Genomic DNA, 18133 nt, shown 5'->3' on the forward strand with positions numbered 1-18133 from the left:
GCACAGGATTGCTCAGGTTTGCTCGCTCTGCGTCACGCCGCATTCGACCGCGAAGCGATAGAGCTCGATATCGTTGCTGAGCGCGAGCTTCTTCATCGCCGCGCACTTTTGCGCGCTGATCGTCTTGACGCTGCGCCCAAGCAGACCTGCGATTTCCGTCACGCCGAGTCCCGCTGCATAGTGCGTGATCACCTCGTATTCGCGCCGCGTGAGAAGGCGAGACACCTCTTCGCGCCGCTCGGCGCGCGCGGCTTCCGTCAGCAGGTCACGCACGACTGGCCCGACGTACTTTTCGCGCGCCATCGCCGACATGATCGCAACGGGGATCAGGTCGATGCGGTCGCGCTTGCTGAGCACGGCATTCACCTCGAGATCGATGGCCTTGCGCAGCACCGAAGCCTCGCTTTCCATGGTGAGCACGACCACCGCCTTGTGCGGGAAACCGGCGCGAAAGGCGCGGATGGCATCGGGTCCGTCCAGCTCGCCGGGCAACGCCATGTAAAGGTCCATCAGAACGAGATCGAATGTGTGCTGCTCCGCCACTTCGAACAGTTCGGGCACGCTGCGCGCACGCGCGACGATCTGCACGTTGGGATAGTTGACGAGCATGCTTTCCAGCGCATACACCACGAGCGGATGATCGTCGGCGATGATCACGCGCACAGGTGCCGCGAGGTCGGCCGTATCGGTCATATTGCGCGCCGCCAGAGCCGCATGCTGTTCGTCGTGCTCATGCATGATGCGGCGGGAAGCGGTAGCCACGGCGGCATCATCCGCCAGCGGCAAGGAAGGCAGGTTCATAAGAGTCCGTGCGCCCTGACAAAGGCGAAGAGTCCCGCGTCGTTGCTCACGCCGAGCTTCGACATGGCGTCACGCTTCTGGCTGCTCACCGTGCGCACGTCGCGGCCGAGGGCGCGCGCAATTTCCGTGATCGAACTGCCGCTTGCAAATTTGCGGATCACCTCCGATTCGCGCGGCGTCAAACGCGGCACACACATGTCGGGCGGGCAAGCGGCGGCCGCGAGTTCACGCTCGACGGCCGGGCTGAGATGGGCGAGCCCCTGTGCGGCCCCGCGCACGATGGCGGCGAGTTCGTCCATGGGCTCGGTTTTACGCAACATGGCGATCACGCCTGCGTGCGCCACCGCGCGCAGGATGGTGGCGTTCGCAACGCTGGTCAGCACGACCACGGGGATATGAGGCCAGTCGCGGCGCAAACGCCGCACGAGGCGCAGGCCGTCTTCGGCTTCGCCGGACGCAGGCGGCATGTTGAGGTCAGTGACCACGACGTCGCACGGGACGGTTTCGAGCGTCTGCAATAGCTCTAGCGCGCCGCACGCTTCACCCACGACCTCGATATCGTCTGCCGCGAGGAGCGCAGAGCGAACGCCAAGCAGGACGAATGGATGATCGTCGGCGAGGACGACACGTAACTTCACACTGAATCTCCTTCGAGGTGGATTTGCGTGGGTGCGGTGCGCCGCATGAGCGCACCGGCAACCGACAACATCAGCAAGGTCGTCCATCTGACCATTGAAATCCTGCCGTCGAAATCGGAGATTTCCGAAACGTTAAATATTCCTTAATTCCGGCTTGCACATGAGTTATGCCAGATCGCCGTGACTTTGTAGAATTATTTTGCACGTCAGTTCGATATTTGAGACAAATCCCAAACACAGCGTCATCAAGCCGCGGCACCCTCATGAGCGCGTTGTCGACTGTCGCCGCTGCGCCGGGCGACGCCGCGCTCGCGCGGCGCGCCGAATGCGGGCCATGCCAGCGCGGCGCAAAGCGCAGCCGCCGCCCAGACCACGGGCCATCCAAACGACGACAACAGCAGCGGGATGGCCGAAGGCGCGACGAAGAACGCCAGGAACGCGCCAGTGTTGCCCATGGCAAGCGCGGTTCCGACACGGCCGTTGCCTGCGAGCGTCGCAAGTTCGGTGAAGGCAACGCCATGCCAGGCGGAAGCGGCAATGCCGCCCAACACGATCACCGCGGCAAGCAGCATGACGAATACTCCGTTTGCGCGATGCGTATGCGACGCGAAAGCCGTCAGCGCGGCAAGCACAACGAAAAGCGCGACGGTGAGTGCAGCGCTGCCGCGCAACCAGGTGCGCCGGTCGCCGTGCCGATCGGTCCAACGCCCGCCGTACACACGCATGAACGCCGCGCCGCCCTGCACCGCCGCAAGCGTCGCGCTGACTGCCGCAGTGCCTGCATGGCCGACGTCGTGCAGAAAAATGCTCGCGAACGAGAGCACCGCCACCTGCGGAATGCACAGCACCCCAATGCCCGTCACCATGCGCCACACGGTTACGCTGCGCAGCGGCGAGACTGAACGTTGCACTGGCGCAACCGGCTCGTGCGAGGCGAGCTGCGCATTCGCGGCGTCCTGCATGTGCGCAGGCTCGTGCAACCAGACGATCGTGAGCACGGTGGACACCGCACACATGAAAGCAAGCGCGCCATACACGGCCGCGAATCCCGCATGCTCGGCGAGCGCTGGCAGCACGAGCGCGCCCAGGCCACCGCCGGCTGGTACGGCGGTTTGCCGGATGCTCATCGCGAGGCCGCGCTCGTGGGTGGCGAACCACGCCATCACCGCGCGCCCGCTCGAGCCGTTCACGCTGCCGCCGAGCAGACCGAGCGCGAGCAGGCCCACCGCGAGCATCGTCGCACCGGGCGTATGCGCGCCCGCCGGTGCGCCCCAGCGCGCCATCGCGACGAGTGCGAGCGCTGTGGTGGTCAGCCCCGTGAGCAGCACGCGCCGGTCGCCCCATCGATCCGTCAGGAGTCCCCAGGGAAGCTCGCTCAGCACGATGCCGAGTCCCAGCATGCCAAGCACGACACCCAGTTCGCCCGTACCGATGTGGTAATCCGCGCGGATCAACACGCCCGTTGCGGGAATGCCGCCGAGCGCTGCCGCAAAACTGGCGTTGGCCGCCACACCCACCGCTAGCACCTTCCAGCGGTGTGCCGCGCCCCGCGTAGTACTGCGTCCCATGATGACCTCCAGAAAACGGTTGACTGAGGGCATCGTAGAGGCGCAACATCCATCGGAAAAGCGGGAAATTCCAATTTATAAATTCGGAATTTCCGAATCATCAGATGGCAGGAAACACACCGGATCAAGCTGAACCCATGAACGCACGCGGTTTCGATCTCGCGCAGTTGCGCACATTTATCGCCGTTACCGAAGCGGGCAGTGTTTCCGAAGGTGCGCAGCGGGTGTTCCTTTCGCAGTCGTCGGTGAGCGAGCAGCTCAAGAAGCTCGAAGAGCGCGTAGGCCAGCCGCTTTTCGTGCGCAGCAAGCAGGGCATGTCCGCCACACCCGCGGGCGCGAAGCTGATCGACCACGCGCGCCGCATCGTCGCGCTTTGCGACGCCGCCTTCGACGACATGCTCGGCCGCACACTCGACGGCGAGGTGCGCATCGCGATCACGGACTATTACCGGCCGCACGATGTCGCCGAGATCATCCGGCGCTTCGCAAACCAGCATCCGCGCCTGCGCCTGCATGTGACCGTGCTGCCGAGCGCCGTGATCGACAGTAGCGCCGACGACAATGCCTACGACATCGGGCTATCGCTGCGGCTGATGGAGGAAGGCCGCGGCACGCAGAAGAGCACGTCGATACGGCGCGAAAAACTGGTGTGGGTCGGCGCGGCGCAAACGCTGCGCGAGCGGCCCGCGCTCACGCCGCCCTGGCCGCTCGTGCTGCTGCCGGCGACCTGCCAGTTGCAGCGCCGTGTAGTGAGATTGCTCGAGGAAGCGCGCATGCCCTACCTGATTTCGCATTCGGCGTCGGGCGTGGCCGGGCTGCAGCTCGCGCTCAAGGCGGGGCTGGGGATCTCGTGTCTGAACGAATCGGCAATCGGCGAAGGACTGATGGCGTGCCCGGCTTCATTCGGCTTGCCCGCACTGCCTGCGGCCGAATTTCATCTGTTGCCGGGGCGGCCCGGCGAGGCCGCGCACGTGACGAACGCGCGCGCGGCGCTCGCGGAACTGCTCGGCTGAGGCGCCCCGGCTAGTCGAGGCACCGTCTACAGGGCGCTTTAGCCGGCGGCCTGTACCAGCTCCGCGAAACGCAGCAGATCGACGTTGCCGCCGGAGATGAGCACACCCACGCGCTTGCCACGCACGTCCACCTTACCGTGCAGCACCGCCGCCGCCGCGAGGCAACCCGTGGGTTCGACCACGAGCTTCATGCGGCTCGCGAAGAACTTCATCGTGTCGACGAGTTCCGCGTCGCTCACCGTGACGATCTCGCTCACGCGCTCGCGAATCACGGCGAAGGTCAGGTTGCCGAGGTGCTGGGTTTGCGCGCCGTCGGCGAGCGTCTTGGGCGTGTCGATGTGGACAATCTCACCCGTGTGCAGGCTGCGCTGACCGTCGTTGCCGGCCTCCGGCTCGACGCCGATCACCGTGCACGCGGGCGAGAGCCCATGCGCGGCGGTCGCACAGCCCGATAGCAGTCCGCCACCGCCAAGCGGCGTGATCAGCAGATCGAGCTCGCCCGCATCCTCGAAGAGTTCCTTCGCGGCCGTGCCCTGCCCGGCCATCACGTGCGCGTGGTCGTAGGGCGGAATCAGCGTGAGGCCGCGTTCGGCGGCGAGCCGTTTGCCGAGCGCCTCACGGTCCTCGGTGTAGCGGTCGTAGAAGACAACCTCGCCGCCATAGCCGCGCGTTGCCTCCACCTTCACGGCGGGCGCGTCGTGCGGCATCACGATCACGGCCTTCACGCCGAGCAGACGGGCCGACAGGGCAATCGCCTGCGCATGGTTGCCCGAAGAAAACGTGATCACGCCGCCCGCCTTCTGCTCCGGCGTGAACTGCGCAATCGCGTTATAAGCGCCGCGGAACTTGAACGCGCCCATGCGCTGCAAGTTCTCGCATTTGAAGAAAAGCTGCGCGCCCGTGCGTTCGTTCGCGGTTCGCGAAGTCAGAACCGGCGTGCGATGCGCGACGCCACGCAGGCGTTCGTGGGCGGCGGCGACGTCTTCGAAGGTAATAGGCAGAGTGCTCATGGTCGTTCTTCGGCTGGCAGGTAGGTGTAGACGGTCGAGCGCGCCACGCCGAGCGTGGTGGCCACGTCGGCGAGCGCATGACGCAGGTTCAGATGTCCGTTCGCCGCGAGTTCGCGCACGGCCTCACGGCGCTGCGCGAGCGTCATGCCGATGGGCGTGGTGTTGCGCGTGGCGGCGAAGCGTTCGAGCGCCTCGCGCACGCCGCCTGCGGCGCGCGGCGCGAGCGTTTCGGTCACGGGCGCGGTCGTGCTGGTCTGGATCAGCTGGCCGAGGCCCGCCGTCACCGCGCCGATTAGCGAGACATCCATGTTCAGGCAGAGCGCCGCGACGTACTCGCCCGCGCTGTTCTTCAGGCCGATGGACGTGCTTTTGGCCGGACGCCCGTCTGGAAAGCGGTTCGGATAGTTGGCCACGACTTCGGGAAAGCCGGAGTCGGTGACGCGCGCGAGACCCATTTCGGTGGCGGCGTCGCCGACTTGTCGTCCTGACAGATTGTTCGCGATCGCCACGACGGAATGCTCGGGCCGCGTAAGGTCATGCAGCACGACCTCGACGAGCGGCGCGAGCGTCTGACCAAGCGCAGCGACGATCTTCTCGCCTTCGCGCAGGAGCAGCGCGTTTTCGTCAGTGGAATGGCCGGAAAGGGGTTTGCGGGTTGGCATCATGATAGTGGACATTTTGACAGTTAATGACCAAATGTCAATTACTTGGATTGATCGCTCGGAGTTGCCGTGCATGGCCGCCCGATGCGCGAAAAAAAACCCCGCCCGAAGGCGAGGTCAATCAGACACGAAGAAAAACCACGCAACGCATTGCCACTCAGACCGTGAAGCGCTCGCTGACGAATTGCGCAGACGGCACGCGCGAGCGCGCCGCCACCGCCTGCGCGGCGCTCACCATGGCAGGCGGCCCGCAAACGTAGAGATCGGGCGCAGCACCGCCGCCTGCGAGCGCGGCGGCAAGTGCGTCGACGGGCGTGCTGTGCGCGCCTTGCCTGCCATCAGCCGCTTCGCGCACGCAAAGCTCGACGTGCAGTTGCGGCAGCGCCGCCCGAAGCGCGTCCAGTTCGTCGAGCATGAAAAGCTCGCTCGCGCGATTCACGCCGAAGAAGAGGCGCGCGTCGTTCATCTCACCGTATTCGGCCATGCGGCGCAGCATCGAGAGCACGGGAGCGACGCCCGTGCCGCCCGCCACGAACCAGCGCGGGCGCAAACTGTCGGCGATCAGACCGAACCCGCCTTGCGGGCCGTGCACGGTGAGCACGTCGCCGGGCTGCGCCCGCTCGCGCAGATACGACGAAAATTCGCCTTGCAGCCTCAGCCGGATCAGGAACTCGAGGCGCCCTTCCCAGTTGCTCGTGTTGGAAAGCGAGAACGGGCGCTTGACACCCCCCTGCGGCAACTCCAGCTCCGCGAACTGGCCCGCTTCGAACTCGGCGGCGCTGCCGCTGGTGTCGTCGGCGTCGAGAAGCAGTTCGAGACGGCGTGTGTCGTCGGCGATCGTTTCCAGTGCGGCGATGCGCGCCGCGCGCGTGAGGACCGGCTGCAGTAACACCTTCGTGTGATCGTACGGCGCGGCGACGCGCAAGTCGGTCGAAGGCCTCGTGCGGCACAGCAGTACCGCCTGCGGGTCGCCTGAAGCAAGCGCATCCGCGCTGTGATCGCCGAGCGTGTACGCGCCTTCGGTCACGGTGGCGTGGCACGCGCCGCAGCTGCCGCGCCGGCACTGCGAAGGCAGCGTGATGTCCGCCGCCGCCGCCGCGCTCAGCACGTCCTGCCCCGGCTCGCACGCGAAGCCGAACGCCTGGCCGTCGCGCGTGGTGAGCTCGATTTGATAACTCATGACGTTTTCACCCGCGCTCAAGCGGCCTTGCGTGCAAGCGCCGCGTTCAGGTCCGCTTGCGCATCGCCGATCGGCGAGATGCCGAACTGCTTGACGAGAATGTCGAGAACGTTCGGCGTGAGGAAGGCCGGCAGCGTCGGTCCGAGGTGGATGTTGCGCAGGCCGAGCGCGAGCAGCGTGAGCAGCACCGCGGCGGCCTTCTGCTCGAACCACGACACCACGAGCGTGAGCGGCAGGTCATTCACGCCGCAGTCGAACGACTTCGAGAGCGCGATGGCGATCTGGATCGCCGAGTAGCTGTCGTTGCACTGGCCCAGATCGAGCAGGCGCGGAATGCCGCCGATGTCGCCGAACGCGTGCCGGTTGAAGCGGTACTTGTTGCAGCCGAGTGTCATGACGACGGTGTCGCCGGGCGCGCCCTGCGCGAATTCGGTGTAGTAGTTGCGGCCGGGCGCGGCGCCGTCGCAGCCGCCGATCAGGAAGAAGTGGCGGATCTGGCCGGCCTTCACGGCGTCGATCACCTTGTCGGCCACGCCGAGCACCGTGTTGCGCGCAAAGCCGATGGTGATGGACTCCTGCGGCGCCGTTTCGCGAAAGCCCGGCAGCGCGAGCGCGGCCTGCACGACCGGTGCGAACGCGTGATGCTCGAGATGGCGTACGCCGGCCCAACCCACCGGGCCCGTCGTGAAGATGCGCTGACGGTACTGCGGCAGCGGCTCGATCAGGCAGTTGGACGTCATCAGGATCGGGCCGGGGAAGTTCGCGAAGTCCGATTGCTGATCCTGCCAGGCGCCGCCGTAATTGCCAGCGAGATGCGCATACGCCTTGAGCTTCGGGTAAGCATGCGCGGGCAGCATTTCGCCGTGCGTGTAGATCTGCACACCGGCGCCTTGGGTCGCCTCGAGCAGCGCCTCCAGATCGCCGAGGTCGTGGCCCGAAACCAGAATTGCCTTGCCCGCGGCCGGCGTCACGCGCACGGCAGTGGGTTCGGGCATGCCGAAGCGGCCCGTGTTCGCCGCGTCGAGCAGTTCCATCACCTTCAAATTCAGGTTGCCGAGGGCGAGCGCGTGCTCGAGCAGATCAGCGGCCTGCGCCGGTTCGCTCGCGAGAAACACGAGCGCGGCTTCGACACCCGCGTAGACTTCCTCGCTCTCGTAACCGAGCACACGAGCGTGATGGGCGTATGCACACACACCCTTGAGACCGTAGAGCACGAGGGCGCGCAGGCCCGCGATATCCTCGCCCACCTTCGGGAGCCCGGCCTTGATGCCGACGAGCGCGGCTTGCGCCTGCAGTCCGGCGAGATCGTTGCCCGGTTGCCAGAGCGCTGCGCCGCCCGGCTGCGCAGCGGCAACGCCTTGCGCGAGCGCGAGCGCCTCGTAGGTCGACTTCGCGCGATCTCGGTGTTGCGCGGCCTCGCCCAGCATCGCCACGAAACGGCTGGCGTTGAAGTTGACGTTGGTGAGCGTCGTGAACAGCGCATAGAGCATGAAGCGGTCGGCTTCGCGATCGGGGCTGCCGAGGCCGCGCGCGAGCGCGCCATACTGCGCGATGCCCTTGGTTGCGTAGATCAGCAGGTCCTGCAGATCCGAAGTCGTAGCGTCCTTGCCGCAGTTGCCCTTGGCCGAGGCGCACCCCGGGGTGGCCTGGGTGCGGTCGGTCTGTTCACATTGATAGCAAAACACGGCTTTCTCCTTTTCCTTGTGGGGTGACGGCGCGCGCCGTCTCGTAAGATGCAAAATTAATGCATCTTTTAAATGGTGGCGCGCCGGCGGGAGTTTTGCCGTGACAAAAATCAGAAAACGTGTCGCTTCAGGCGAAGAAGCCACTGTGTGTGCGAATACGCCGCAGTGCGCAGTTCGCACAGGGAAATGAAAAGCCCCGGCTCGACCTTGCGGTCGAACCGGGGCTTCAGGCCCAGCAGATACGTTCGGACGCTTTAGAACGGAATATCGTCGTCCATCTCGTCGAAGCCGCCGCCTGCCGGCGCGCTCGAACGGCCACCGCCTGCGCCGCCACCCGCGCCGCCCGCACCGCCACCGCTCGAACGCGGCGCGCCGCCGCCGCCCGAAGCACGGCCACCGCCGCGCGGAGCGGACTGCTCACGGCTGCTGTAGCCGCCGTCGTCGCCCATGTCGCCGCCCGCCGACGCGCCGCCGCTGCGGCCGCCCAGCATCTGCATCTGGTCGGCGACGATTTCCGTCGAGTAACGGTCGGTGCCGTCCTGCGCCTGCCACTTGCGCGTGCGGATACGGCCTTCGATATACACCGACGAGCCCTTCTTCAGGTACTCCGAGACGATCTCGGCCAGTCGCCCGAAGAACGACACGCGGTGCCATTCCGTCATTTCCTTGAACTCGCCGGACGCCTTGTCCTTGTAGCGGTCGGTCGTCGCGAGGCGGATGTTCGCCACGGCGTCGCCGCTCGGCAGATAGCGCACTTCCGGCTCTGCGCCGAGGTTGCCGACGAGGATCACCTTGTTCACGGATGCCATGAATTTCTCCTGTTTGATTCGGTTGCGAGGAGCGGCCGCGCGGTGCGCGCCGGCGAGCGCCCGATGTATCTCGAGCGCCTTCGCCGGTCGCGGACCGCCTCCGCGAATTGCGTTGCTGTGAACCGTTGGTTCTAACTCAGGCCCGCCTGGCTTTAAGCGCGTTTGGCTTCAGCCCGCTTGGGCGGCGCCTTCATATTGGCCGCGATTATAAGCCAGCACAAGACGAGCCCCGAACACGCGTAGAACACGGCGCTCGCGCCGTCGTGCTTGAGGAGCCATCCGCCCAACACGCCGCCGAGCGCGAGCCCGATCGACTGCGTGGTGTTGTACACGCCCGTGGCCGCGCCCTTGCGGTTGCCAGGTGCCAGCTTCGAGACGAGCGAAGGCTGCGAAGCCTCCAGAACATTGAAGCCGAGGAAATAGACGAACAGCACAGCCGACACGATGACAAGTGTATGCGCGAGCGAGCCGAGCAAAAGCTGGCCGATCAGGATAAGACCGATCGCAGAAACGAGCACGGGCTTCATCTTGCCCCGCTTCTCCGCGACGATGATGGCCGGCACCATCATGACGAACGCGAGGCCCATGACCGGCAGATAGATCTTCCAGTGCGACGCGACCGGCAGGCCCGCGTCGACGAGCAGGCGCGGCACGACGAGAAACAGCGCCGTTTGCGTGGCGTGCAGCACCAGCACGCCGAAATTCAGCCGCAGCAGTTCCACGTTGTGCAGCACCTCGGCAAACGGGGCGCGCACGTGCACGGGCTTGTGCGGCGCATCGGGCACGACCCAGATCACCACGCCCACCGCGAGAATCGAGAACACGCCAACCAGTGCGAACAGACCGCTCATGCCGACCCAGTGGAACACGATCGGCGCGCCGACGATCGCCACGGCGAACGACATGCCGATCGAGCCGCCCACCATCGCCATGGCCTTGGTGCGGTGCTCTTCGGCCGTCAGGTCGGCGATGAACGCCAGCACCGCCGAAGAAACGGCGCCCATGCCCTGAATCACCCGGCCGACGATGATCCACACCATGTCGTGCGCGCCCGCCGCGACGAAGCTGCCGATCGCGAAGATGACGAGGCCGGTGGCGATGACGGGCTTTCTGCCCACCATGTCCGACACCCAGCCGTAGAAAATATAGAGAAGCGACTGCGTGACGCCGTACGCGCCGAGCGCGATGCCGACCAGCAGAAGGTTGTCGCCGCCGGGAATGGTCTTCGCGTAGACGGAAAACACCGGCATGATCATGAAGAGACCGAGCATGCGCAGCGCGAAGATCGCCGCGAGCGATACGGTCGCGCGCAACTCGGGCGCGCTCATGCGTGAGGATGTAGCGGGTGAATTGGAGGACATCGGAGCGTTATGTGTTTGGACCGCAAGTGCCCGCACGTTTGTTGACCGGGACGCTCCCTGACGCGCCTCTTTCGAGGCCCTTGCACTTGCCGCTCCGGGCCCTTTCAAAGACCGTCAGCAAGCCGTAACGGCGGTCTGGAAAAGTCGTTATAGTAGCAGGTTTGGTTTCCCTTTCTCCCGCAGGTTCATGGAACAGATCCGTATCCGTGGGGCCCGAACCCACAACCTGAAGAACGTCAATCTGGACCTGCCGCGCCACAAGCTCGTGGTGATCACCGGGCTGTCGGGCTCGGGCAAGTCCTCACTGGCCTTCGACACGCTCTACGCGGAAGGACAGCGCCGCTACGTGGAAAGCCTGTCGGCGTACGCGCGCCAGTTCCTGCAGCTTATGGAGAAGCCCGACGTCGACCTGATCGAGGGTCTGTCGCCGGCTATTTCCATCGAGCAGAAGGCGACGTCGCACAACCCGCGCTCCACGGTCGGCACCGTCACCGAGATCCACGACTATTTGCGGCTGCTGTACGCACGCATCGGCACGCCCTACTGCCCGGACCACGAGATTCCGCTGGAGTCGCAAAGCGTCTCGCAGATGGTGGACGCCGCGCTCGCCCTGCCCGAAGAAACGAAGCTGATGATCCTCGCGCCCGTGATCGTGGACCGCAAGGGTGAGCACGCCGAGCTCTTCGACGACATGCAGGCGCAAGGTTTTGTGCGCTTTCGGGTGCGCTCGGGCGGCGGCACGGCCAACGAAGGGGAAGCGAAGATCTACGAGGTGGAGTCGCTGCCCAAGCTCAAGAAGAGCGAGCGCCACACCATCGACGTGGTGGTGGACCGCCTGAAGGTGCGCCCCGACATGAAGCAGCGTCTCGCGGAGTCGTTCGAAACCGCGCTGCGCCTGGCCGACGGCCGTGCCATCGCGCTCGAAATGGACACGAACCACGAGCACCTCTTCAGCTCGAAGTTCGCCTGCCCGATCTGCTCGTACTCGCTGCCGGAGCTGGAGCCGCGCCTTTTCTCGTTCAACAACCCGATGGGCGCGTGCCCCGAGTGCGACGGCCTCGGCCAGATCACGTTTTTCGATCCGAAGCGCGTGGTGGCGCATCCATCCCTATCACTCGCGGCGGGCGCGGTGAAGGGCTGGGACCGGCGCAACCAGTTCTACTTCCAGATGCTGCAGAGTCTCGCCGCGTTCTACGACTTCGACATCGACACCGCGTTCGAGGAGCTGCCGGAGAAAGTGCGCAAGATCCTGCTCTACGGCTCGGGCAAGCAGGAGATTCCGTTCTCGTACATCAACGAGCGTGGCCGCACTTCGGTGCGCGAGCACGTCTTCGAAGGGATCATCCCGAACCTGGAGCGCCGCTACCGCGAGACCGACTCGGCCGCGGTGCGCGAGGAGCTTTCGAAGTACCAGAACAACCAGGCCTGCCCGCACTGCGAAGGCACGCGCCTGCGTCGCGAAGCGCGCTTCGTGCGCATCGGCGGCGGTGAAGACGCGCGCGCCATTTACGAAGTGAGCGGCTGGCCGCTGCGCGACACGCTCGGCTACTTCCAGACGCTGCGCCTCGAAGGCGCCAAGCGCGAGATCGCCGACAAGGTGGTCAAGGAAATCGTCGCGCGCCTCATGTTCCTCAACAACGTCGGGCTCGACTATCTCTCGCTCGAACGCAGCGCCGAGACGCTTTCGGGCGGCGAGGCGCAGCGCATCCGCCTCGCCTCGCAAATCGGTTCGGGTTTGACGGGCGTGATGTACGTACTCGACGAGCCCTCCATCGGCCTGCATCAGCGCGACAACGACCGCCTGATCTCCACGCTCAAGCATCTGCGCGACCTCGGCAATTCGGTGATCGTCGTCGAGCACGACGAGGACATGATCCGCATGGCCGACTATGTGGTCGACATGGGCCCGGGCGCGGGCGTACACGGCGGCATGGTGATTTCGCAGGGCACGCCCGGGGAAGTCGAACACGATCCGGCCTCGATGACGGGCCAGTACCTCTCGGGCGCGCGCCGCATCGACTATCCCGACGAGCGCATCGAGCCCGGCGAGCGCCACCTGCGCATCGTCGAGGCCTATGGCAACAACCTCAAGCACGTCACGCTCGACCTGCCGGTGGGCCTGCTCACCTGCGTGACGGGCGTTTCGGGCTCGGGCAAATCCACGCTCATCAACGACACGCTTTATCACGCCGTGTCGCAGCATCTGTATGGATCGTCGGCGGAGCCGGCGCCGTTCGAGGCGATCGAGGGCCTGGAGCACTTCGACAAGGTCATCAACGTCGACCAGTCGCCGATCGGCCGCACGCCGCGCTCGAACCCGGCCACCTACACGGGCCTCTTCACGCCCATCCGCGAGCTGTTCGCCGGCGTGCCGGCCGCCAAGGAGCGCGGCTACGAGTCGGGCCGCTTCTCGTTCAACGTGAAGGGCGGGCGCTGCGAAAGCTGCCAGGGCGACGGCATGCTGAAGGTGGAAATGCACTTCCTGCCCGACGTGTACGTGCCCTGCGACGTCTGCCACGGCAAGCGCTACAACCGCGAAACGCTGGAGATTCAATACAAGGGCCGGAACATCAGCGAAGTGCTCGACATGACGGTCGAAACCGCCTACGAGTTCTTCAAGGCGGTGCCGGTGGTGGCGCGCAAGCTCAAGACGCTGCTGGACGTCGGCCTTGGCTATATCCGCCTTGGCCAGTCGGCCACCACGCTCTCGGGCGGCGAGGCGCAGCGCGTGAAGCTCTCGCTCGAGCTTTCGAAGCGGGACACGGGCCGCACGCTGTATATACTCGACGAGCCGACCACCGGCCTGCACTTCCACGACATCGCGCTTTTGCTGGAAGTGATTCACCGGCTTCGCGATCAGGGCAACACGGTGGTCATCATCGAGCATAATCTCGATGTAATCAAAACCGCCGACTGGGTCGTGGACATGGGACCGGAAGGCGGCGCGGGCGGTGGGCAGATCGTGGCCCAGGGGACGCCCGAACAGGTGGCGAAATCGAAGGCAAGCTTCACGGGCCGCTATCTCGCGCCGCTGCTCAAGCGCCAGATTGCCGCGCTGGACACGGCCGCGGGAAAGTGATCTGCCAAGCGGGCAGGCAACGCCGGAAATTTAGCAGTAGAAATAGCTGCAGCAACAACGGGTCGGGGCGCGTGCGCCCCCGAAGTTTGGAGACGGAATACACCCAACATGGTCAAGCGCAACGAAGCGACCGAAGATAAACAAGTGCGCGACCTGCGGCCAAGGCCGGTCAGGCTCACGAGCGACATGAGCCTGCCGAAACTTTCGGCAGTGGAGATCGGCAGCTATGTGGCCGCGCTCGCCGGCATGCTGGCGGTGCTGCACCTGAACCTGCTCGGCGCGCTGCTCGCGGGCATGCTCGTTTTCCAGCTCGTGCATACCATTTCGCCGCTCATCGAGCGGCGCATGTCGAGCAGCCGTGCACGCTGGCTTTCCGTGGTGCTCGTCTCCATCGTGATCGTGGGCATACTCACGGGGCTCACCGTGGGCGTGATCGAGCAGTTCGAAAACGACGTGCCGAGCGTGCAGAAGGTCATGGCTCAGATGATGACGTTCGTCGACCAGGCGCGCGGGCGCATTCCCGAGTCCATTGCCGCCTATCTGCCCGTGGACGTCGCCCAGATGAAGCTCAAGGCGCTCGCGCTCATGCATGAGCACGCCACCCAGCTCGGCCAGGGCGGCAAGAACGCCGCGCGCATCTTTGGACATATCGTGATCGGCATGATCATCGGGGCGATCATCGCCATTGGCGCGCAGAAGAACGCCACGCGGCTGCCGCTTTCCACGGCGTTCGTCACACGCGTGGCGCGTTTCGCCGACGCGTTTCGCCGCATCGTGTTCGCGCAGGTGAAGATTTCGGCCATCAACACGGTATTCACCGGCCTCTTCCTCCTGCTCGCGCTGCCGGTGTTTCACGCGCCGCTGCCGCTTGCGAAGATGCTGGTCGTGGTGACCTTCGTGGTGGGCCTGCTGCCCGTGATCGGCAACCTGATCTCGAACACGCTGATCGTCGCCATCGCGCTCACCGTGAGCCTGCCGGCGGCGGTCACGGCGCTCGTGTTCCTCATCCTGATCCACAAGCTCGAATACTTCCTGAACGCGCGCATCGTGGGCGGCCAGATCGAGGCGCGCACGTGGGAGCTGCTCGTCGCGATGCTCGTGATGGAAGCCGCGTTCGGCATTCAGGGCGTGATTGCCGCGCCTATTTTTTACGCGTATATCAAGCGCGAACTCATCTATCTGCGGCTCGTCTGAACGTGCACCGCTGAAAAAAATGGCCCCTTCGGGGCCATTTTTGCTCGTCACGCCGCTAAAGCCTGTGCTCAGCGGAACACGACCGTCTTGTGCCCGTTGAGCACAATGCGATGCTCCACGTGCCACTTCACCGCGCGCGCGAGCGTCACGCACTCCACGTCGCGGCCGATGGCGGTGAGCTGGTCCGGCGTCATGTTGTGGTCCACGCGCTCCACTTCCTGCTCGATGATCGGGCCTTCGTCGAGATCGGACGTCACGTAGTGCGCCGTCGCGCCAATGAGCTTCACGCCGCGGTCGAACGCCTGGTAGTACGGCTTCGCGCCCTTGAAGCTCGGCAGGAACGAATGGTGGATGTTGATCGCGCGGCCTTCGAGCGCCCGGCAAAGCTGCGGCGAGAGAATTTGCATGTAGCGCGCGAGCACCACGAGATCGGCGCCTTCGCGGTTCACCACTTCGAGCACACGCGCTTCCTGCGCGGCCTTGTCGGCATCCGTGCCGCCGAGCAGCGGGAAGTGATGGAACGGAATGTTGTAGCTCGCGGCGAGCTGATAGAAGTCCTTGTGATTCGAAATGATCGCCGGAATCTCGATAGGCAGCTGGCCAGTGCGATAGCGGAACAGCAGGTCGTTCAGGCAATGGCCGATCTTCGAGACCATGATGACGACGCGCGGCTTCACGTTCGCGTCATGCAGTTCCCAACGCATGCCGAACTCTTGCGCAAGCGGCTCGAACGCGCTGCGCAAGCCGTCGAGACCCGGATCGCCGCCCACCTGCTGGAAGTGCACGCGCATGAAGAACTCGCCGGTGTGGCTGTCGCCGAACTGGGCCGAGTCGAGAATATTGCTGCCGCGATCGAATAGAAAGCCCGACACGGCATGCACGATGCCTGGCCGGTCGGCGCACGACAGTTTGAGGATGAAGCTGTGATCGGTCGACATGACCTTGGTAACTCCCGTCAATACTTTGGTGTTTCTAAAAGGGCTTTGGGCTTTGCAAAAAGAACCGGCGCCCTTTCACAGCGTCGGCGGTTCGAAGATCGCGGCAATGCCCTCGCACGCGTCTTCGTCTATCCATTGGCGGCGTAGCAGGCAGTCGAGCGTCGCAAGGCTCGCGTCCACCGTCATCGCGCCCTCCTCGATCCAGCGCGCAGTTTCCTCGATACGCGCGAGGCGATGTTCGCCGACTTCGCCGTCCTGGTTGTGCGGGACGAAGTCGGCCGGAAGCACGAGATCGTAGATGAAGATCTGCTCGGCTTGCGTGCCTTCCGGCAGCGACTGCAGCACGTGCACGGTGCGGCCCGCGCGCGCCTCGCGCGCCAGATCCTCGGCAATGCCCGCCTCTTCCCAGCATTCCTTCACGAGCGTGGCCTCGATGCCCAAGCCCCAGCCGATGCCGCCCGCCACGACGTTATCCAGCATGCCGGGGTCGGTGGCCTTGGTATCGCTGCGTCGCGCGATCCACAATTGCGGCGCGCCGGGCGACACGGAATCTGCGTATTCTACGACGCCGTTCAGATGCACCGCGTACGTCATCGTGCCGAAAAAGCGCGACGCCGCGCGTTCGATAAAGGCAAGCGGCGGCGCGTCGAAGGCGTTGCGGATCGCGTAGGTTTCGTTGCGCCAGCCCGGAATGTGCCCTTGCGCCGCGAGTGCGCCGATCACCGAGCCGAGTGCCGCGCTGCGCGCATCGACACTATCGAACTGTGGGGCGAGCGTCACGCGCGCGCTAAGCGCATCGCCGTCGATCTCGAACACCTCGGGCCAGCGCGCGAGCAGCGCCACGTCGTTCTCGCGTATCCAGCCCACGCGCTCGTCGCCGATATGAAACGGCAGATGCGCGCCGACATCGAAACGCCGCGCGTCGATAATGCAAGGCAAGGTCATCGATCAGGACTCCGTAGATCAGTCACGCAGGGCGATGCGAATGCCGATGGCGATGAACGTAAGGCCAGCGAGACGATCGAGCCACAGGCCCGCACGCGGGCGGCGCTTCAGCCAGCCGCCGATCGTGCCCGCGCACAGCCCGAAGAGGGAGAACACCACGACCGTCTGCGCCATGAACACGAGGCCGAGTTCGAGCATCTGCAGCGTGACGCTTTGCGCGCCATGCGCGTCGACGAACTGCGGCAGGAACACGACGAAGAAAAGCGTCACCTTCGGATTCATCATGTTGCCGAGCACGCTCTGGCGAAAGATCGCGGAGAGCGGCTGGCGCGGACGGTCGCCAGTGGCGGCGAGGCCCTGGCTGCGCAGCGCCTTCACGCCGATCCACACGAGGTACGCGGCGCCCGCGAGCTTGAGGATCTGGAATGCGAGCGGCGACGAGCGCAGCACGGCGGCCACGCCGAGCGTGGCGAGCGTGATGTGGAACGTTACGCCTGCGGCGAAGCCGAGCGCGGCTATGAGACCCGCGGCGCGGCCCTGCGAGATGCCGCGCGCGAGCACCTGCAGATTGTCGGGACCGGGCGCGAAGGTGATGGCGATGGAGGTGGCGAGAAAGAGCGCGATATTCGGCATGAGATCGACTCGTGGCGTGATGCGTTCGGGCTTCAGTGGCCGCCGAAGGCGGTCACGGTAAAGAGCGGCAGGCCTGCATCGGCGAGCAGCTTCGAGCCGCCCAGGTCCGGCAGGTCGATGATCGCGGCGCCCTCCACCACGCTCGCGCCGAGGCGTTCGAGCAGCAGCTTGCCGGCCATCATGGTGCCACCGGTGGCGATCAGGTCGTCGACGATCACGACGCGCTCGCCCTTCCCGCAGGCGTCCTCGTGAATCTCGACGGTCGCTTCGCCGTATTCGAGCTTGTAAGTCTCGGAAACGGTCTTGTACGGCAGCTTGCCGATCTTGCGGATCGGAATGAAGCCCACGTTTAGCTCGTAAGCGACGATCGGCGCGATGATGAAGCCGCGCGCATCGAGCCCCGCCACGTAGTCGAGCTTCGCATCGACATAGCGCTCGACGAACAGGTCGATCAGCACGCGCAGGCCCTTCGGATGGCCGATGAGCGGCGTGATGTCGCGGAACTGCACTCCCGGCTGAGGCCAGTCGGGCACCGTGCGGATCAGGCTCTTCACGAACTGGGCGGCTTCAGCGCTCGGGTTCGCAGGTGCGTTGGACATGATCTCTCCGGGTAGCAA

Annotated in this window: 16 protein-coding genes; 3 read left to right on the top strand and 13 right to left on the bottom strand. The window is 65.2% G+C overall.

Going from position 1 to position 18133, the window contains the following annotated elements:
• Window positions 1-12 precede the first annotated feature (12 nt).
• From JMY28_RS02960 to JMY28_RS02970, 3 genes are all read right to left on the bottom strand, one after another.
• Complete coding sequence (locus JMY28_RS02960) at window positions 13-693, bottom strand: response regulator transcription factor (RefSeq protein WP_201694602.1); 681 nt, start codon at window positions 691-693, stop codon at window positions 13-15.
• Window positions 694-797: 104 nt separating this feature from the next.
• The gene (locus tag JMY28_RS02965) at window positions 798-1439 is read right to left on the bottom strand and encodes a response regulator transcription factor (protein WP_236596661.1); all 642 of its coding nucleotides are present in this window, start codon (window positions 1437-1439) and stop codon (window positions 798-800) included.
• A gap of 245 nt (window positions 1440-1684) precedes the next feature.
• A complete protein-coding gene (locus JMY28_RS02970; RefSeq protein ID WP_201694410.1) occupies window positions 1685-3007 on the bottom strand; it encodes an MFS transporter in 1323 nt (440 codons plus the stop codon).
• Between the two features lie 137 nt (window positions 3008-3144).
• Between JMY28_RS02970 and JMY28_RS02975 the strand changes: the two genes are divergently transcribed.
• Window positions 3145-4020, top strand: a complete 876-nt coding sequence (locus JMY28_RS02975) for a LysR family transcriptional regulator (RefSeq protein WP_201694411.1) — start codon at window positions 3145-3147, stop codon at window positions 4018-4020.
• A gap of 38 nt (window positions 4021-4058) precedes the next feature.
• On the opposite strand, the gene JMY28_RS02980 is transcribed toward JMY28_RS02975, so the two are convergent.
• The 6 genes from JMY28_RS02980 to JMY28_RS03005 all read right to left on the bottom strand — a co-directional run bounded on the left by JMY28_RS02980 (window position 4059) and on the right by JMY28_RS03005 (window position 10727).
• Window positions 4059-5030 carry a threo-3-hydroxy-L-aspartate ammonia-lyase gene (locus tag JMY28_RS02980; protein ID WP_201694412.1) on the bottom strand — a complete coding sequence of 324 codons (972 nt, stop codon included), beginning with the start codon at window positions 5028-5030 and terminating at the stop codon, window positions 4059-4061.
• Window positions 5027-5695 carry a helix-turn-helix transcriptional regulator gene (locus tag JMY28_RS02985; protein ID WP_236596662.1) on the bottom strand — a complete coding sequence of 223 codons (669 nt, stop codon included), beginning with the start codon at window positions 5693-5695 and terminating at the stop codon, window positions 5027-5029. The genes JMY28_RS02980 and JMY28_RS02985 overlap by 4 nt, the downstream gene beginning before the upstream one ends.
• Before the next feature lie 154 nt (window positions 5696-5849).
• Window positions 5850-6872: a 2Fe-2S iron-sulfur cluster binding domain-containing protein gene (locus JMY28_RS02990; RefSeq protein ID WP_201694413.1), complete on the bottom strand. Its 1023-nt coding sequence runs from the start codon at window positions 6870-6872 to the stop codon at window positions 5850-5852.
• A gap of 17 nt (window positions 6873-6889) precedes the next feature.
• Window positions 6890-8557, bottom strand: a complete 1668-nt coding sequence (gene hcp / locus JMY28_RS02995) for a hydroxylamine reductase (protein WP_201694414.1) — start codon at window positions 8555-8557, stop codon at window positions 6890-6892.
• A 254-nt stretch (window positions 8558-8811) separates the two neighbouring features.
• Window positions 8812-9366: a single-stranded DNA-binding protein gene (locus tag JMY28_RS03000; RefSeq protein ID WP_201694415.1), complete on the bottom strand. Its 555-nt coding sequence runs from the start codon at window positions 9364-9366 to the stop codon at window positions 8812-8814.
• Between the two features lie 152 nt (window positions 9367-9518).
• A complete protein-coding gene (locus JMY28_RS03005) occupies window positions 9519-10727 on the bottom strand; it encodes an MFS transporter (protein ID WP_407945458.1) in 1209 nt (402 codons plus the stop codon).
• A gap of 187 nt (window positions 10728-10914) precedes the next feature.
• Here JMY28_RS03005 and uvrA point away from each other — a divergent pair, with 187 nt between their 5' ends.
• The gene (gene uvrA / locus JMY28_RS03010; RefSeq protein WP_201694416.1) at window positions 10915-13806 is read left to right on the top strand and encodes an excinuclease ABC subunit UvrA; all 2892 of its coding nucleotides are present in this window, start codon (window positions 10915-10917) and stop codon (window positions 13804-13806) included.
• A 108-nt stretch (window positions 13807-13914) separates the two neighbouring features.
• Complete coding sequence (locus tag JMY28_RS03015; protein WP_201694417.1) at window positions 13915-15000, top strand: AI-2E family transporter; 1086 nt, start codon at window positions 13915-13917, stop codon at window positions 14998-15000.
• Between the two features lie 68 nt (window positions 15001-15068).
• Here the strand turns inward: JMY28_RS03015 and purU are convergent, their stop codons facing one another.
• From purU to JMY28_RS03035, 4 genes are all read right to left on the bottom strand, one after another.
• Window positions 15069-15938 (bottom strand): formyltetrahydrofolate deformylase, encoded by an 870-nt coding sequence (gene purU / locus JMY28_RS03020; RefSeq protein ID WP_158756875.1) that lies wholly within the window; start codon window positions 15936-15938, stop codon window positions 15069-15071.
• A 75-nt stretch (window positions 15939-16013) separates the two neighbouring features.
• The gene (locus JMY28_RS03025; RefSeq protein ID WP_201694418.1) at window positions 16014-16883 is read right to left on the bottom strand and encodes an NUDIX hydrolase; all 870 of its coding nucleotides are present in this window, start codon (window positions 16881-16883) and stop codon (window positions 16014-16016) included.
• A gap of 18 nt (window positions 16884-16901) precedes the next feature.
• Window positions 16902-17516, bottom strand: a complete 615-nt coding sequence (locus JMY28_RS03030) for a LysE family translocator (protein WP_201694419.1) — start codon at window positions 17514-17516, stop codon at window positions 16902-16904.
• A 32-nt stretch (window positions 17517-17548) separates the two neighbouring features.
• On the bottom strand, window positions 17549-18115 hold the full coding sequence (locus JMY28_RS03035) for an adenine phosphoribosyltransferase (protein WP_201694420.1): 567 nt from the start codon (window positions 18113-18115) through the stop codon (window positions 17549-17551).
• Between the last annotated feature and the right edge of the window lie 18 nt (window positions 18116-18133).

The sequence above is a fragment of the Paraburkholderia hiiakae genome (genome assembly GCF_904848665.1).
GTDB lineage: Bacteria > Pseudomonadota > Gammaproteobacteria > Burkholderiales > Burkholderiaceae > Paraburkholderia > Paraburkholderia hiiakae.

Coding starts and splice junctions, on each gene's coding strand:
- JMY28_RS02960 (WP_201694602.1), bottom strand. CDS start 693: ATGACCGATACGGCCGACCTCGCGGCACCTGTGCGCGTGATCATCGCC.
- JMY28_RS02970 (WP_201694410.1), bottom strand. CDS start 3,007: ATGGGACGCAGTACTACGCGGGGCGCGGCACACCGCTGGAAGGTGCTA.
- JMY28_RS02975 (WP_201694411.1), top strand. CDS start 3,145: ATGAACGCACGCGGTTTCGATCTCGCGCAGTTGCGCACATTTATCGCC.
- JMY28_RS02980 (WP_201694412.1), bottom strand. CDS start 5,030: ATGAGCACTCTGCCTATTACCTTCGAAGACGTCGCCGCCGCCCACGAA.
- JMY28_RS02985 (WP_236596662.1), bottom strand. CDS start 5,695: ATGATGCCAACCCGCAAACCCCTTTCCGGCCATTCCACTGACGAAAAC.
- JMY28_RS02990 (WP_201694413.1), bottom strand. CDS start 6,872: ATGAGTTATCAAATCGAGCTCACCACGCGCGACGGCCAGGCGTTCGGC.
- JMY28_RS03000 (WP_201694415.1), bottom strand. CDS start 9,366: ATGGCATCCGTGAACAAGGTGATCCTCGTCGGCAACCTCGGCGCAGAG.
- JMY28_RS03005 (WP_407945458.1), bottom strand. CDS start 10,727: ATGTCCTCCAATTCACCCGCTACATCCTCACGCATGAGCGCGCCCGAG.
- uvrA (WP_201694416.1), top strand. CDS start 10,915: ATGGAACAGATCCGTATCCGTGGGGCCCGAACCCACAACCTGAAGAAC.
- JMY28_RS03015 (WP_201694417.1), top strand. CDS start 13,915: ATGGTCAAGCGCAACGAAGCGACCGAAGATAAACAAGTGCGCGACCTG.
- purU (WP_158756875.1), bottom strand. CDS start 15,938: ATGTCGACCGATCACAGCTTCATCCTCAAACTGTCGTGCGCCGACCGG.
- JMY28_RS03025 (WP_201694418.1), bottom strand. CDS start 16,883: ATGACCTTGCCTTGCATTATCGACGCGCGGCGTTTCGATGTCGGCGCG.
- JMY28_RS03030 (WP_201694419.1), bottom strand. CDS start 17,516: ATGCCGAATATCGCGCTCTTTCTCGCCACCTCCATCGCCATCACCTTC.
- JMY28_RS03035 (WP_201694420.1), bottom strand. CDS start 18,115: ATGTCCAACGCACCTGCGAACCCGAGCGCTGAAGCCGCCCAGTTCGTG.